Annotated in this window: 14 protein-coding genes; 11 read left to right on the plus strand and 3 right to left on the minus strand. The window is 40.1% G+C overall.

The window, feature by feature from the left end; translation table 11 throughout:
• Positions 1-192: 192 nt before the first annotated feature.
• The 4 genes from glyQ to I6E69_RS19480 all read left to right on the plus strand — a co-directional run bounded on the left by glyQ (position 193) and on the right by I6E69_RS19480 (position 4,352).
• Positions 193-1,095: a glycine--tRNA ligase subunit alpha gene (gene glyQ / locus I6E69_RS19465; RefSeq protein ID WP_004335201.1), complete on the plus strand. Its 903-nt coding sequence runs from the start codon at positions 193-195 to the stop codon at positions 1,093-1,095.
• 1 nt (position 1,096) lies between these two features.
• The gene (glyS, locus tag I6E69_RS19470; protein ID WP_165743947.1) at positions 1,097-3,166 is read left to right on the plus strand and encodes a glycine--tRNA ligase subunit beta; all 2,070 of its coding nucleotides are present in this window, start codon (positions 1,097-1,099) and stop codon (positions 3,164-3,166) included.
• Positions 3,167-3,240: 74 nt separating this feature from the next.
• A complete protein-coding gene (locus I6E69_RS19475; protein ID WP_197122025.1) occupies positions 3,241-3,690 on the plus strand; it encodes a hypothetical protein in 450 nt (149 codons plus the stop codon).
• Between the two features lie 299 nt (positions 3,691-3,989).
• A complete protein-coding gene (locus I6E69_RS19480) occupies positions 3,990-4,352 on the plus strand; it encodes a transposase (protein WP_231619833.1) in 363 nt (120 codons plus the stop codon).
• Between the two features lie 223 nt (positions 4,353-4,575).
• Here I6E69_RS19480 and tusA read toward each other — a convergent pair whose 3' ends face one another.
• The 3 genes from tusA to fadB all read right to left on the minus strand — a co-directional run bounded on the left by tusA (position 4,576) and on the right by fadB (position 8,442).
• The gene (gene tusA / locus I6E69_RS19485; protein WP_007377644.1) at positions 4,576-4,815 is read right to left on the minus strand and encodes a sulfurtransferase TusA; all 240 of its coding nucleotides are present in this window, start codon (positions 4,813-4,815) and stop codon (positions 4,576-4,578) included.
• A 293-nt stretch (positions 4,816-5,108) separates the two neighbouring features.
• Positions 5,109-6,278 (minus strand): acetyl-CoA C-acyltransferase FadA, encoded by a 1,170-nt coding sequence (fadA, locus tag I6E69_RS19490; RefSeq protein ID WP_004335189.1) that lies wholly within the window; start codon positions 6,276-6,278, stop codon positions 5,109-5,111.
• Positions 6,279-6,282: 4 nt separating this feature from the next.
• A complete protein-coding gene (gene fadB, locus I6E69_RS19495; protein WP_138489862.1) occupies positions 6,283-8,442 on the minus strand; it encodes a fatty acid oxidation complex subunit alpha FadB in 2,160 nt (719 codons plus the stop codon).
• Positions 8,443-8,634: 192 nt separating this feature from the next.
• On the opposite strand from fadB, the gene I6E69_RS19500 reads away from it, so the two are divergent.
• The 7 genes from I6E69_RS19500 to I6E69_RS19530 all read left to right on the plus strand — a co-directional run bounded on the left by I6E69_RS19500 (position 8,635) and on the right by I6E69_RS19530 (position 16,106).
• Positions 8,635-10,521 (plus strand): transglycosylase SLT domain-containing protein, encoded by a 1,887-nt coding sequence (locus I6E69_RS19500; RefSeq protein ID WP_182673063.1) that lies wholly within the window; start codon positions 8,635-8,637, stop codon positions 10,519-10,521.
• A gap of 276 nt (positions 10,522-10,797) precedes the next feature.
• Positions 10,798-12,120: a Xaa-Pro dipeptidase gene (pepQ, locus tag I6E69_RS19505; RefSeq protein ID WP_197122028.1), complete on the plus strand. Its 1,323-nt coding sequence runs from the start codon at positions 10,798-10,800 to the stop codon at positions 12,118-12,120.
• Between the two features lie 88 nt (positions 12,121-12,208).
• Entirely contained in the window at positions 12,209-12,823 is a 615-nt protein-coding gene (locus tag I6E69_RS19510; protein WP_197122031.1) for a YigZ family protein, read from the plus strand.
• A gap of 96 nt (positions 12,824-12,919) precedes the next feature.
• A complete protein-coding gene (locus I6E69_RS19515) occupies positions 12,920-14,371 on the plus strand; it encodes a TrkH family potassium uptake protein (RefSeq protein WP_197122034.1) in 1,452 nt (483 codons plus the stop codon).
• Positions 14,372-14,415: 44 nt separating this feature from the next.
• A complete protein-coding gene (locus I6E69_RS19520) occupies positions 14,416-15,075 on the plus strand; it encodes a flagellar brake protein (protein WP_039486472.1) in 660 nt (219 codons plus the stop codon).
• Positions 15,076-15,540: 465 nt separating this feature from the next.
• On the plus strand, positions 15,541-15,753 hold the full coding sequence (locus I6E69_RS19525; RefSeq protein WP_004335175.1) for an EF-hand domain-containing protein: 213 nt from the start codon (positions 15,541-15,543) through the stop codon (positions 15,751-15,753).
• Positions 15,754-15,893: 140 nt separating this feature from the next.
• Positions 15,894-16,106, plus strand: coding sequence for a calmodulin (locus I6E69_RS19530; protein WP_004335174.1), 213 nt, complete (start codon positions 15,894-15,896; stop codon positions 16,104-16,106).
• Positions 16,107-16,160: the final 54 nt, after the last annotated feature.

The raw sequence follows: 16,160 nt of genomic DNA on the forward strand, positions 1-16,160 counted from the left end.
CCCGATGGGTTAAGCCAAAACCATCTAAGTATCCCCATAAAAAGAAAGATGCCAGTCAGCTTAACTGACTGGCATTAGCCTAATGGCTCCTTTTTTATTTTTTCAATTACACAAACTGCTTAAAACCTGAGTGTACACACGGTATACTAAGGGTAATTTTCACGCTACTTCTTAGATAGTAAAAAGCCAAATATGCAAAAATATGACGTAAAAACCTTTCAAGGTTTGATCCTGGCTTTACAGGATTATTGGGCGCAGCAAGGCTGTGTCATTATTCAACCACTTGATATGGAAGTGGGCGCCGGGACATTTCACCCGCAAACATTTTTAAAGTCTATTGGTCCAGAGCCAATGTCGAGCGCGTACGTTCAGCCGTGTCGTCGTCCTACGGATGGCCGCTATGGTGAAAACCCAAATCGCCTACAACATTACTACCAATTCCAAGTAGTTTTAAAGCCATCGCCAGATAACATCCAAGAGCTTTACTTAGGCTCATTAGCGGCAATGGGTATTGATACCCTTACTCACGAAGTTCGCTTTGTAGAAGATAACTGGGAATCACCTACGCTAGGCGCATGGGGCTTGGGATGGGAAATTTGGTTAAACGGCATGGAAGTAACGCAGTTTACCTACTTTCAACAAGTGGGTGGCTTAGAGTGCTCACCAGTAACAGGCGAAATTACTTACGGCCTAGAGCGTTTAGCAATGTACATTCAAGGCGTAGATAGCATTTACGACCTAGTATGGGCAGACGGTCCACTAGGGCGCGTAACATACGGCGACGTGTTCCATCAAAATGAAGTAGAGCAATCTACTTATAATTTTGAACATGCAAACGTAGAAGACTTATTTGCACAGTTTGATAAGTGTGAAGCAGAAAGCCAAAAGTTAATTGAAGCTAACTTACCACTACCTGCATACGAGCAAGTAATGAAAGCATCGCACGCATTTAACTTACTAGACGCACGCCACGCAATTTCGGTAACCGAACGTCAGCGTTATATTTTACGCGTTCGTGCGTTATCAAAAGCGTGTGCACAAAGTTACTATGACAAACGTGAAGCGCTTGGTTTCCCGCTGTGTAAGGATAAGTAAAATGTCAGCACAAAATTTATTAGTAGAAATTGGCACTGAAGAGTTACCACCAAAAGCACTGCGTAAACTAGCAGAAGCCTTTGCTGCAAACTTAACTCAAGAGCTAGAAACATTAGAATTAGCACACCAAGGCGTAAGCTGGTATGCATCGCCTCGTCGTTTGGGTTTACAAGTAAAAGCGCTTGAAGCTAAGCAACAAGACAAAGAAGTTGAAAAGCGTGGTCCAGCAACAAAGGCAGCGTTTGACAGCGAAGGTAACCCAACAAAAGCAGCAATGGGTTGGGCACGTGGTTGTGGTATTGAAGTAAAAGACGCACAAACACTTGAAACCGATAAAGGCGCTTGGTTATTGCACATTGCTAAAGTAGCAGGGCAAGAAACTAAAACCCTAATGACAGATGCTATCACTAAAGCGTTAAGTAAATTACCAATCCCTAAACCAATGCGTTGGGGCGCGAATAAAACACAATTTATTCGTCCTGTGCATACAGTCACTATTTTATTTGGTGATGAGCTACTTGAAGGCGAAATTCTTGGTAAGCAAATAACTAACCAGCTTCAGGGTCATCGTTTTCATCACCCAGAAAAAATTAGCATTAACCATGCAGATGACGTTTTTGACGTACTTAAATCTGCTTACGTTATTGCTGATTACGAGCAACGTAAAGCGCAAATTCGTGCACAAATAGAAGAGGCTGCAAGCGCAGTTAACGCTGTTGTTGCAATGGATGAAGATTTACTAGAAGAAGTAACATCACTTGTAGAGTGGCCAGTTACTTTAACGGCAACATTTGAAGAAGCATTTTTAGATGTACCAGCCGAAGCGTTAATTTACACCATGAAAGACGATCAAAAATACTTCCCGTTATTAGATCAAAACGGCAAACTTTTAAATAAGTTTTTGTTTGTATCTAACATCGAAAGTAAAGATCCAAGTGTGGTTATTTCTGGTAACGAGAAAGTAGTGCGCCCGCGTTTAGCCGATGCACAGTTCTTCTTTGAAACAGATAAAAAGAAAACCCTAGAAAGCCGATTAGAGTCGCTTGATAGCGTATTGTTCCAAAAGCAACTTGGTACGCTTAAAGATAAGTCTCAGCGTATTAGTGAACTTGCAGGTTATATTGCTGAGCAATTAGGTGCTGATAAAGACCTAGCACAGCGTGCAGGCTTATTAAGTAAAACTGACCTAATGACTGAAATGGTTATGGAATTTACCGACGTGCAAGGTGTAATGGGAATGCATTACGCTCGCCACGATGGTGAAGCCGAAGATGTAGCCGTAGCGCAAAACGAGCAGTACATGCCACGCTTTGCAGGAGATAACCTACCAACAAACTTAATTAGCTGCGCAGTAGCGATTGCTGATAAGTTTGACACGCTGGTGGGTATTTTTGGTATAGGCCAAGCACCTAAAGGTGACAAAGACCCATTTGCTCTTCGTCGTGCTGCTATTGGTGCACTGCGCATCATGGTAGAAAAAGAACTACCACTTGATATTTTAGACCTAGTAGCTAAATCGCAAACATTGTTTGGCGACAAGTTAACAAACTTAAATGTATCAACTGACGTATTTGAATTTATGCTAGGGCGCTTCCGTGCTTGGTATCAAGACGAAGGTATTGAAGTAGACGTAATTCAAGCAGTGCTTGCACGTCGTCCGACTAAACCTGTTGATTTTGACCGCCGTGTTAAAGCCGTAAGTCACTTCCGTACATTAGACGCAGCAGAAGCGCTTGCAGCGGCTAATAAACGCGTAGGTAATATTCTGGCTAAAAACGACATTACCAGCCAAGGTAGTGTTGATGAGAGCTTATTAAGCGACGACGCCGAAAAAGTATTGGCATCACAAGTAGCAAAATTTGCCACTGACCTTGCGCCACTTTACGCAGATGGAAACTACCAAGAAGCATTAAGCCAATTGGCGGGTATTCGTGAAAGTGTTGATAACTTTTTTGACAACGTAATGGTTATGGCCGACGATGAAGCTGTTAAGCAAAATCGTCTTGCGCTATTAAGCCAGCTAAGCGGATTGTTTTTAGGTATTGCGGATATTTCTGTTTTACAAAAATAACACCGATTAGCAATTTTAAAAGCCAGCGTTTTGCTGGCTTTTTAGTTTTCACTGTATGCAAAGGATACCCATTGATGATTTCTATGAAACGAATTTTCACCTTAGCAATTGCTGGTTTACTTACTGCCTGTACAAGCCAAATTTCGATTAATGATGTTTTACCACAGCAAGAGCTTGACCGCACAATTTACTTACGTGGCGACTTTACATTGTGGGATGCAGAACCCCAGTATCAGTTTGCGCCAGTTGGCCCTGCGCTTTATCAAACACAAGTTAAATTTTCGACCCCAGGTAAAGTGTACGAATTTAAAATAGCCGATGCCGATTTTAGTGAAGGTTACAACTGTGGTTACAGCGATGCACAACCAGCAGGGCAAAAACTAACACTCGGCCAGCCAGCTATCGCAGACTGTAATACTATTTATAACTACTTTAGTTTCACACCAGCAATAAAAGGCACATACATAGTAAGTATTGATTACAGTGACTACGATAAGCCACAAGTGACGATAACGAAGAAGTGATTTTTAGCTATTTAATAGCCCTAGTGGGTTGATGGACTTGTGACAAGGACGTTGTAGGATTTATTCAGCATTAACACCAAGGGGGTTTCGTAGGTTGGGTAGAGTGAAACGAAACCCAACATGTGTGGCGAATAAAACTATTTTGGTGGTTATTAAACAACCTACGCCAGACACAAGTTTATGTGGTTGCTATAACCGTGCAACAATATCATGGATAAGTTTGACTTAAAATTGTCTTGATTATAATTAACAAAACTAATCTATACTCTTATTTATCTGTTTATTCTATAGGTAAAAATATGCGTTATAAACGTATGTTAGAGGCGGGCGCATGTTATTTTTTTACGGTAAATTTAGAAGATAGATCTCAGCATTTGCTCGTGGAAAATATAGAGTTATTACGTCGTGTGTATTCAAAGGTGGCAAAAAAGCATCCAATAAAGACGATTGCAATCGTTATCATGCCCGATCACCTTCATGTTATTTGGCAATTACCAAAAGGCGATAATAATTATGCAATGCGTAGGCGGCTTATAAAATCAGGCTTTTCTCGAGAGCTTCCAGCAACAGAATTTTGTAATAAAAGTCGAATAGCGAAGGGAGAGCGTGGAATTTGGCAGCCCGTTATTGGGAGCATAAAATTAGAGATGAAGAAGACTTAAATAACCATATTAATTATATCCACTACAACCCTGTGAAACATAAATATGTTTCTAAAGCCAGTAATTGGCCTTTTTCGAGTTTTCATCGATATGTCAAAGATTCAAAATTACCGAGTAACTGAGGGAGTGATAATAAGTTAAACGATATATACGATGAGTGAAATTATTTCGATTATTATAAGATACGTTGGGTTTCGTAAAACTCAACCCAACCTACGTTATTTTAAAGCCCTTTCTTAACCACATATCTATACGGTGCTTCTTCTGCATCTTTAGCCACCAGCGTGTGATCCATAAACGTACAAAAACTCGGAATGTCGCGAGTGGTTGATGGGTCATCAGCAGTTATTAATAACGTTTCACCATCACTCATTTTACGAATAGCAGCACGTACCATCATTACTGGCTCTGGGCAGCGAAGGCCTATGGCATCTAATTGGTGATCGGGATTATCAAAGCTCATAATAAATTGGCCTGTTTAATTAAAGTGATTGCTGTGTACGCGAGTGCTTAGATATAGCAATTAATAAGTTTTGCAGTTTAACGCAATTTTATGTGTAATTTAACTATTTTACTTAATGCTTTTAGCAGTTTCAAAATGCTTTATTTAATAATACGCCCGATCACATAATTACGCTGTTACATGCTTGTTTGATAATGGGACGTTTTTATAAATTGAAGCTAATAAAAAAGGCGAACTGAATAAAATCAGTTCGCCTTTTTAATCACCAAGATGGTTTTACATGTTTAAACTAATTAGTCTTGAACACGTTCAAATACAGTTGCAATGCCTTGGCCTAAACCAATACACATAGTTGCTAAACCGTATCGTACATTTTTGTCTTCCATTAAGTGAATAAGCGATGTGCTAATACGCGAACCCGAACAACCCAGTGGGTGACCAAGTGCGATTGCGCCGCCATTTAAATTCACTTTTTCGTCAACTACATCCATTAACCCTAAATCTTTCATTACAGGTAATGATTGAGCTGCAAAGGCTTCGTTAAGTTCTACTACACCTAAGTCATCAATTGTAATACCGGCTTGTGCAAGTGCTTTTTTACTTGCTGGTACTGGGCCGTAACCCATAATTGATGGATCGCAACCAGCGACTGCCATTGCTTTAATACGTGCACGAATTGGTAAACCAAGTTCTTTTGCTTTTTCTTCGCTCATTACTAACATTGCAGATGCGCCGTCAGAAAGTGCAGAAGAAGTACCGGCTGTTACCGTACCCGATGCAGGGTTAAATACAGGGCGAAGCTTTGATAAGCCTTCTACTGTTGTTTCTGGGCGAATTACTTCGTCGTCTTCAACTAAGATAAGCGAACCATCTGCTGCGTGACCTTCCATTGCTAAAATTTCGCGACGGAAACGGCCTTCAACAGTTGCAGCTTGTGCTCGTTGATGTGAACGGTAAGCAAATTCATCTTGTTGCTCACGGCTAATGCCATGAAGCGTAGCAAGGTATTCTGCTGTTAAGCCCATAGAGCCAGACGCTTGTGCAATTGATGTTGCTAAGCCTGGGTGAAAGTCGTTGCCGTGAGTCATAGGTACGTGACCCATGTGCTCAACACCACCAATTAGGTAAGTGTCGCCAGCGCCTGTCATTATTGCGCGTGCTGCGTCATGCAATGCTTGCATAGAAGAGCCACATAAACGGTTAACCGTAACAGCAGGAACGCTGTGCGGAATACCGGCAAGCAATGATGCGTTACGCGCTACGTTAAAGCCTTGCTCTAATGTTTGCTGTACACAACCCCAATAAATATCGTCAATTGATGCTGGATCAACTGCTGGGTTGCGATCTAGTAAGCCTTTCATTAAATGTGCGCTTAAGTCTTCTGCACGTTTATGTTTGAATACACCACTTTTAGAGCGACCCATTGGTGTGCGGATACAATCTACAATTACTGGATTATTCATGATATTAACCTTCCACCTTATAGAAAACACGACCTTCTTCGGCCCACTTGCGAGTTTGTTCAGATACTTGGTAAATCGCACCTAGGTGAGCGTATTTGTCTGCTGCTGCAACAAAGTTAGCTAAACCAGTTTGATCTAAGTAACGGAACGCGCCGCCTCTAAATGGAGGGAAACCAACACCGTAAACTAATGCCATATCTGCTTCTTGCGGTGAGGCAACAATACCTTCTTGCAAGCACAGTAGCACTTCGTTGATCATTGGAATCATACAACGGTCGATGATTTCTTGTTTATCAAATTCTTTTGGTGCGTCTGTAATTGGGCTTAATAGCTCAATTGCTGTCTCGTCATGAGACTTTTTAAGACGACCGCGACGATCTGTTTCGTATTTGTAAAAACCGGCTTTGTTCTTTTGACCAAAACGTTTTTCGTTGGCAAAAATAGTCACAGGGTCTTTATCAGCACGCGCCATACGCTCAGGGAAACCGTCAGCCATTACGCCAGTACAATGGAACGCTGTATCAATACCTACAACATCAAGTAAGTAAGCCGGACCCATAGGCCAGCCAAATACGTTTTCCATTACTTTATCTACTTTTGCAAAGTTAGCGCCTTCAACCACTAATTTGCTAAAACCTGCAAAGTAAGGGAATAAAACACGGTTTACAAAAAAGCCTGGGCAATCGTTAACAACAATTGGCGATTTACCTAATTTAAGCGCGTAATCGACTACTGCATTGATTGTTTTATCTGAGGTTTTTGCACCACGGATAATTTCTACTAATGGCATTTTTGGCACAGGGTTGAAAAAGTGCATACCACAGAAATTTTCTGGCTTATCTAGCGCTTGTGCTAGTAAATCAATACAAATAGTCGATGTATTTGAAGTAAGTACAGTGCCTTCTGGCATGTTCTTTTCAAGATCAGCGAGTACTGCTTGCTTAACTTTAGGGTTTTCTACAACGGCTTCAACAATGATGTTGGCACTTTGTAGGTCTGACTCGTTAAGTGTTGGCTTAATTTTGCTAAGTGTTGCCAACATTTTTTCCATTGGCATGTGACCACGCTTAACTTTTGCACCTAATAATTTAGATGCTTCACCCATACCTAAATCAAGCGCATCTTGTTGGATGTCTTTCATTATAATAGGTGTACCTTTATAAGCAGACTGGTATGCAATACCGCCACCCATAATACCAGCACCTAATACAGCGGCTTGTTTGATTTCTACATCGCTGTGCTTAGCAAATTTACGTGCTTTACCTTTAATGTATTGGTCAGCTAGGAATATACCTGTCTGTGCAGCTGCTTCTGGTGTACGTGCTAATTTAGCAAAGTTGGCATTTTCGATTGCCATTGCTTCATCGCGAGTACAGTTTGCCGCTGCTTTAATAGTACGTACAGCCATAACCGGTGCAGGATAGTGGCCTTTGGTTTTACCCATTACCATACCTTCTGCCATAGCAAAGCTCATGCCTTGCTCAACACGGTTTAATTTAAGTGGCTGTAGTTTTACGTTGCGTTTTGCTTGCCAATCTAGCTTGCCAGCAATCGCCAGTTCAAGTGTTGATACACTTGACTCTAGAAGTTTGTCAGCACTAACTACCGCATCAAACGCACCTACTTTAAGGGCATCTGCTGCGCGGTTTTCTGCGCCTGAGGTAATCCACATCATCGCGTTATCGGCGCCAATGATACGTGGTAATCGCACTGTGCCACCAAACCCTGGCATTATGCCAAGTTTAACTTCTGGTAGGCCCATTTTAGCTGTTTCGCTTGCCACACGATAATCGGTAGCAAGTGCCCACTCACAACCACCGCCAAGTGCCATACCGTTTATAGCGCTTAGAGTTGGGAATGGTAAATCTTCAATTGCATCAAAAACGTCGGTTGCGTTTTTGATCCACACTACTAATTCTTCTTCAGGTTTAGTAAATGTAGGTAAAAATTCGAAGATATCGGCACCAATAATAAAGTGGTCTTTATCACTGGTAAAAATCATGCCTTTGATATCAGTATTGGCGGCTAATTCTTTTAATGCTGCTGCGCAATCTGAAAGAGTTTTTTGAGATAGTGTGTTTACAGAACCTGCAACACAAAACTTAAACTCGGCGATGTTTTCCTTCAGGAAGCTAACTTCAAAGGAATCGCTTTTATATAACATTATTATTCTCCCTAGTTGACGAACTAAGACTGGTACGATGAGTTTGCATTTCAATCAGTGTGCTTGCTTTAAATTAAAAATGCAACGAAAAATTTAACTCGGTTACAATCGACTGGTTAAAATATAGCTGGTTTGGTGCTAAGGTGGTTGAAGAGTTTTTATTCACAACTTTAATTTTTATTAAAGGACATTATGAAAAAATATTTACTAAGTGTTGCGGCAGCTGCATTCATTTTTCCTCTTCATTCTGCCGAGGCAAGTATCGATAACGATGCATTTTTAGATGCCGAAAAAAAAGTAAGGTACGGCAGTTACCAAGACTTTAAACAAGCGGTTAGTAACCTAAATCATCCGCTAAAACCTTATGTTGAAAAAACGTATTGGCAGCGCCATCCGAGCATTAAACATCAGGCAGAAATAGAAGAATATTTAAATATATACCAGCATACGCCGCTTGAGTGGCCGGTGCGCAAAGCGTGGTTAGAATATTTAAAAGATAACAACGAAAAGGCGGCGTATATCCGCAACTATCGTGAAACGTCTAATACGGAGCTTACTTGTACTTATTTAGATTTTCAGCTTGATTTAGGTGCGCCCGAAAAGGCAATTCTAAATCAGGTGACCGACTTATGGGCTGTAGGTAAATCGCAACCTAATGGTTGTGATAGTTTATTTTCTACGTGGCGTAAAAAAGGCTACATGAAAGAAGAAACGGTTTGGAAGCGTGTAACACTTGCTGCACAAGGCGGAACGCAAAGCTTATTACCTTACTTAAAAACTTTATTACCAAGTAAGGAGCGTTACTTAGCTGACTTATATTTAAAAGTGCGAAAAGATCCAAGCGCAGCCGCTGGATTATATAGATATAAAAACAAGTCGGCTAAAGAAGGGCAAATAGCTATTTATGGTGTTAAGCGTTTGGTTTGGCGCGATAAAGAGCTAGCTTTAAAAGCATGGGAAAAGCTAGAAAAAATATTTAAGTACAGCGATGAAGAAAAAGCGGATGTGTATTACACCTTTGCATTGTCACTTGCCTCTAGCGGGCATAAACAAGCGAGCTTTTGGCTAAATAAAGTGCCAAAAGAGCGACTAGACAGCAAGCTTATTCAGTGGCAACTGGGCAATATGCTCAAAACCCAAGATTGGGAAGGGATTGCTGCATTTTTTACAGGTAAAGAAAATTTAAGCCTTGGTCAGCAATATTGGTTAGCTTATAGCTATGCACAACGTGGCGAGCAACAAAAAGCAGACGACATTTGGAAGAAAGTAGCGGCTAATCGTGATTATTACGGCTTTTTAGCTGCAGCACGTTTGGGGTTGCCCGTTGATTTAAATAATCAGCCTTTAGCAGTCGATAAGGTACTTGTAGATAAAGTGAGTAATGCACCAGGCTTTAAGCGTGCAAAAGCACTTTATGATATTGAGCGCTTTACGTCGGCGCGCCGTGAATGGAATTACTTAACGGATACCTCTAGCGATGAAGAAAAGCTGGCAGCATCACAGTTATCTACCGATTTAGGTTGGCACGACAGTACTATTTTTACTTTAGCAAAAATTAAAGCGTGGGATAATGTAGAGCAACGTTTTCCGTTTGCGTTTCAAGATGTTTTTGAGCGCTACAGTAAACGTAGCAAGATAGATGTTGCTTGGAGTATTGCTATTGCAAGGCGCGAAAGCTCTTTTGCGCCAGATGCACGCTCGCATGCTAATGCGCGTGGTTTAATGCAGTTATTACCAAGTACTGCTGAGTATGTAAATAAAGGCAGTGTGACAAGTAGTCGTTTATATCAACCTAAAACAAATATTAGGTTAGGTACGAGTTACTTACAGTACTTAAAAAAGAAAAACCATGGCAATGAAGTGCTGGCTACGGCTTCTTATAATGCGGGTTATCACCGTATAAAGCGTTGGTTACCTGATGACGCTATTCCGGCTGAGTTATGGGTAGAGCTTATTCCGTATCGCGAAACCCGCGATTACGTAAAAAATGTATTTGCGTACAGGCAGGTTTACCATACAAGAATGGGCCGAGAAGGTAATGTATTAGCGCCGCTACTCGAAATGAAAATGGGCGGTTAGTAAGCATAAGTTTAAAGTAGGGGGATATCTAATGCGTTTAGATATCCCCTTTTTTGAGCGCTGAGGGTAATACCAATTTTATTAAAAACATGATCATTCTAGCGTATTAAATAACTCAATAACTGCGTTAAAAATTATTTATATAGAACAACTATGTATCATAATTTTAGCCTTGTTATTAAGCTATTTTCTTATCGCTATAATAGATCATTAATTTAATGCAATTGGTATAAGTGATAGACTCATAGCAAGTTAAATTTAACAGATGGATTAACAATGGATAAATTAGCCGTTTTATACGCCGAACATATTGCAACACTGCAACAGCGTACTCGTACAATTTGTAATAGCGAAGGGTTAGAAGGATTAGTAATTCATTCAGGCCAAGCTAAGCGCCAGTTTTTAGATGATATGTATTATCCATTTAAAGTTAATCCACAGTTTAAAGCATGGTTACCGGTTATTGATAATCCTCATTGCTGGATTGTGGTAAATGGCAGCGACAAGCCAAAACTCATATTTTATCGCCCGGTAGATTTTTGGCATAAAGTACCAGACGAGCCTCGCGACTTTTGGGCTGAGTACTTTGATATAGAGCTACTACTTCAGCCTGATCAAGTAGAAAAGTTATTACCATACGATAAAGCTAAATATGCTTACATGGGTGAATACATTGAAGTAGCGCAAGCTCTTGGTTTTAGTATTATGAACCCTGAGCCTGTACTTAACTATTTTCATTACCACCGCGCTTATAAAACGCAGTACGAACTTGAATGTTTACGCAACGCTAACCGCATTGCAGTAGATGGGCATAAAGCTGCACGCGATACATTCTTTAATGGTGGTAGCGAGTTTGATATTCAGCAAGCGTACTTAATGGCGACACGTCAAAGCGAAAATGAAATGCCGTACGGCAACATTGTTGCGCTTAACGAAAACTGCGCTATTTTGCACTACACGCACTTTGATCCAAAAGTGCCGCATACCCACAACTCATTTTTAATTGATGCCGGTGCAAACTTTAATGGTTACGCTGCTGATATTACTCGTACGTATGATTTTAAAAAGCAGGGTGAGTTTGCTGAGCTTGTACAAGCGATGACTGTTCAACAAATCGAGTTAGGTAAAGGTTTAAAGCCGGGTATGCTTTATGGTGATTTACACGTTGAATGTCATAATCGTATCGCACAAATACTTAGTGACTTTAAAATTGTTAACCTACCCGCGGAGGAAATTGTTGAGCGTAAAATTACATCTACTTTCTTCCCGCATGGACTAGGACATCACCTAGGTTTACAAGTGCATGATATGGGTGGTTTTATGAGTGACGAAAAGGGCACACATCAACCATCGCCTGAAGGGCATCCGTTCTTGCGTTGTACTCGCCTGATCGAAAAAAACCAAGTGTTTACTATTGAGCCAGGTTTATACTTTATTGATTCACTGCTAGGTGATTTAGCGCAAACCGATAATAAGCAGTTTATTAATTGGGAAAAGGTAGAGTCATTTAAACCATTTGGCGGCATTCGTATTGAAGATAACATTATTGTTCACGAAGATAGCCTAGAGAATATGACACGAGATTTAGCGCTCGATTAATTCTAGTTAACACTAATTAGTTTATACACGTTAAAATACGTACATTATTTAAAGGGGCCTTTTGGCCCCCTTTTTACAAGTTTAAAATATGTCTGAATATAAATATCCTGCTGCTGACGTTTTTCATCAAGAAGAAATAAAAAAAAGTACGTTTATAGTCCACATTGCACACACCCCCGATTTAAATTCAGCAAAAAAATTTATTAAAAGCATTGAAGAAAAGTATAGCGATGCACGTCATAACTGCTGGGCACATGTGGCAGGCAACCCTGGTGGCAGCCATGTTTATGGTTTTTCGGATGATGGTGAACCTAATGGCACTGCAGGAAAGCCTATGTTAAATGTGCTGGTGGGTTCGGGCCTTGGCGAAATCACTGCCGTGGTGACACGTTATTTTGGCGGCATAAAATTAGGCACCGGCGGGCTAGTACGTGCTTATGGTGGCTCATTAAATAATGCACTAGTAAAATTGCAAACGGTGCTTAAAGTTCCCAGCGTTGAAATTACTGGGAGTAGCGAGTACAGCATGCAAGGCGCGATTGAGCAGTTATTAAAAACAAAGTATCAAGTGCTTAATATTGATAAGCAATTTACTGCTAATATTGAGTGGGTGATTACAATCGATAGCCGCGAAGCTCAGCAAGCAATCAAAGATATTTTTGATTTAAGTCACGGCGCAGTTGAGTTAACTATTAAAGAGTAATAACCTACACAAATTGCATATAATGCATACTGACCCTATTTAATTTGGTTGATACTACTCAGCCTGAATTTACTAATAATAAAAGCGACAAGCTAAATGCAATTTCGTACCATCATAAAAATTCTTGGCCAACTTGTTGCGCTGTTTAGTATTACCATGGTGCCTCCGGCACTGGTGTCTTTAATATACAAAGACGGTGGTGGTGTTCCCTTTGTTTTAGCATTTATCTTTAGTGTTGTTATTGGCATGATGGCTTATTACCCAAACCGCCATGAAAACGGTGATTTAAAAGCACGTGAAGGCTTTTTAATTGTTGTTTTGTTTTGGCTGGTACTTGGGGCGTTTGCGTCCTTGCCACTTATCTTTTTACAAGAACCTAATTTATCGCTCGCCGATGCGGTATTTGAAGCATTTTCTGGCTTAACAACCACCGGCGCTACAGTACTTACCGGTATTGAGTATTTACCCAAGTCGGTATTGTTTTATCGCCAGCAACTCCAGTGGTTTGGCGGTATGGGGATAATCGTACTCGCTGTTGCTATACTCCCAATGCTAGGTGTTGGTGGTATGCAGTTGTACCGCGCTGAAATACCTGGGCCTGTAAAAGATTCTAAAATGACCCCGCGAATTGCCGATACTGCAAAGCACCTTTGGTATATTTATGTGTCGTTGACTATTACTTGTATGCTGGCTTATTGGGTTGCAGGAATGGAGTGGTTTGATGCTATATGTCATGCATTCTCAACGGTGGCGATAGGTGGCTTTTCTACTTACGACGCCTCCATGGGGCACTTTGACAGCCCTGTAATTAACTTTATTTGTGTGTTCTTTTTAATTATTGCCGCTGTTAACTTCTCCCTGCATTACGCCGCAGTGGCGAGCCGAAACATACAAGTTTATATTAGAGATCCAGAGTTTAAGGTGTTTTTGTGTATTCAATTAGCGCTGGTGGTTATTTGTTTTACTGTACTTTCCTCTAACGAAATATTTGCTAATGGCGATGAAACCCTCGATCAGGCGTTATTTCAAGCTGTTTCAATGAGTACAACAGCAGGCTTTGCTACTGATAACTTTTCAACATGGCCTTTGTTTTTACCTATTTTACTTATATTTTCGAGCTTTATTGGTGGCTGTGCAGGCTCTACCGGTGGTGGTATGAAAGTAGTGCGCGTATTTTTACTTTATTTGCAGGGCGTGCGTGAGCTTAATCGTTTAGTGCATCCTCGTGCTATATATTCAATCAAGCTGGGTCGTAAGGCGTTGCCAGACAAAGTAGTAGAAGCCGTGTGGGGATTTTTCTCTGCATATGCGCTGGTATTTATTATTATCATGTTAGCGCTTATGGGCACGGGTATGGATAACATAACTGCGTTCTCAGCCACTGCGGCTTGTTTAAATAACTTAGGGCCTGGTTTAGGAGATGTAGCGTCGCATTATGGTGCTATAACCGATGGTGCTAAATGGTTGCTTACCATTGCAATGGTGTTTGGTCGTTTAGAAATATTTACTTTATTAGTGTTATTTACGCCTACTTTTTGGCGTGGATAAACGAGCGGCTTAAGTTTTAAATTACGAACTATTGGGAAAGGGATATGCCAACAAATTTAGAAAAGCTAAAGCATATAAGTGTAGGCAGCTTAGTTGACCTAGAAATATTAACACCTACAAGCAGTAAGCGTGTTAAAACTGAATTAGTTGGTTTACTCGATAAACAGTTTATTATTTTAAATTATCCCAATGCTAAGCGTTTACCTGCAGCGAGTGACTATTTACGTGATGGTGTAATGGTTGTTGTAAGAGCACTGATTGAAGGCAGTGGCGGGCAAGTTATTGCGTTTCGCCAGCAAATTATGTCAGTAGCCTCTCATCCCGCTAAACTCGTCTTTATTAATTTTCCTAAGCAAGTGCAGCTATTTGCGCTACGCTCGCAAACACGCATACCTACCTTGTTACCTGCAAAGCTAAAACTAAGTGACGATAGAGTGCTTGAAGGCCTTATTAAGGACATTTCACTCACTGGTGTAATGTTTGATATTAGAGGCGATCAGCAAGCTGAAGGTATTAAAGATATGCAATGCACTGTCGTACTCAATAGTAGTGATAAAGATTTTGAAGGTGAAATTTGCAGTGTTAAAGAGCATGCCGCAGGTGTGCACTGCGGGATTAAGCTACTAGCAAGCGAGGATGAAATGAAAACCTTTATGAAAGAGCATTTTATAGACCCATCTGCGCTTGAGCCCACCGTTGAATAAATCGTTTTTCGCTTATTTGCAACAAAATGGCGTTTTAAGTGAGTATTTATAAAGTATTTTTTTGTTTTTATATAATTAAAAATATTATTCAAATAAAACAATGTTTTACGTATTTTTTATTATGGCTTGTTTTTTGTTGTTATAGCTACTTCGTTAAAATTAACCTTAACTATTTTTTAAAATCCCTCCTTTTATAGCTCTATATTTTAAAATGTATCTTTTTATATAAACATAACTATTTGTTTTTAATAACTTTAGTTTTTTACCTCTAAAGCGTGTTGCGAAAAGGCAACAGTAATAACTCTGAAAATTCCTACTTATTGTACGTTTTATTTTTAACTCATTGAAAGTTAATGACTTTTAAATGTTGGCATTTAAGTTGTAATAGTCAGGGTGTACTGAACGAAATCGTGATTCAAAGTGAAATACTTAATCGCACACACATAAATTTGAAGGATACATATTATGAAAAGCATTAATAAAACTTTAGCACTTATCGCTATTGCATCTTCTTCAGCCGCTTTTGCAGCAACAGATTTTGACACACTTGATGTAGACGGCAGTGGCACAATTAGCCAAGCAGAAGCATCAGTAGACGCAAAATTAATGAGCATGTTTTCTGAGCTTGATACCGACCAAAATGGTGAGTTATCAAAAGAAGAATTTTCAGAAGCTTAATTAAAAAGTATTTATCCTGAGTTGCCAAAGACAACCTAAGTAGGCAAGGGAGCTTACGAAAGAGGATAACAAGGAAGTGAAAAATTACGTTTTAAGTTAAACGAAGCAATTTTTTTGATAGAACATTGAAGGATTAAGTTATGAAACATTTAAATAAAGCATTAGCACTTATAGTACTAGCATCTTCTTCAGCTGCATTTGCAGCATCAGATTTTGACAGCCTTGATATCGATGGTAGCGGCACAATTAGCCCAAGCGAAGCGGCAGTCGATACCGATTTAATGGCTGAATTTATTGAGCTAGACACAGATGGTAGCGGCGAGCTTTCTAAAGAAGAGTTCGCTAATTACTAATTAAACATTTTTCACAGTCAGGGATCTTTGAAAAGGACTTCCCATATTACTAGG

Origin of the sequence: Pseudoalteromonas sp. NZS100 (assembly GCF_015864815.1) — a bacterium.
Classification (GTDB): Bacteria; Pseudomonadota; Gammaproteobacteria; order Enterobacterales; family Alteromonadaceae; genus Pseudoalteromonas; species Pseudoalteromonas distincta.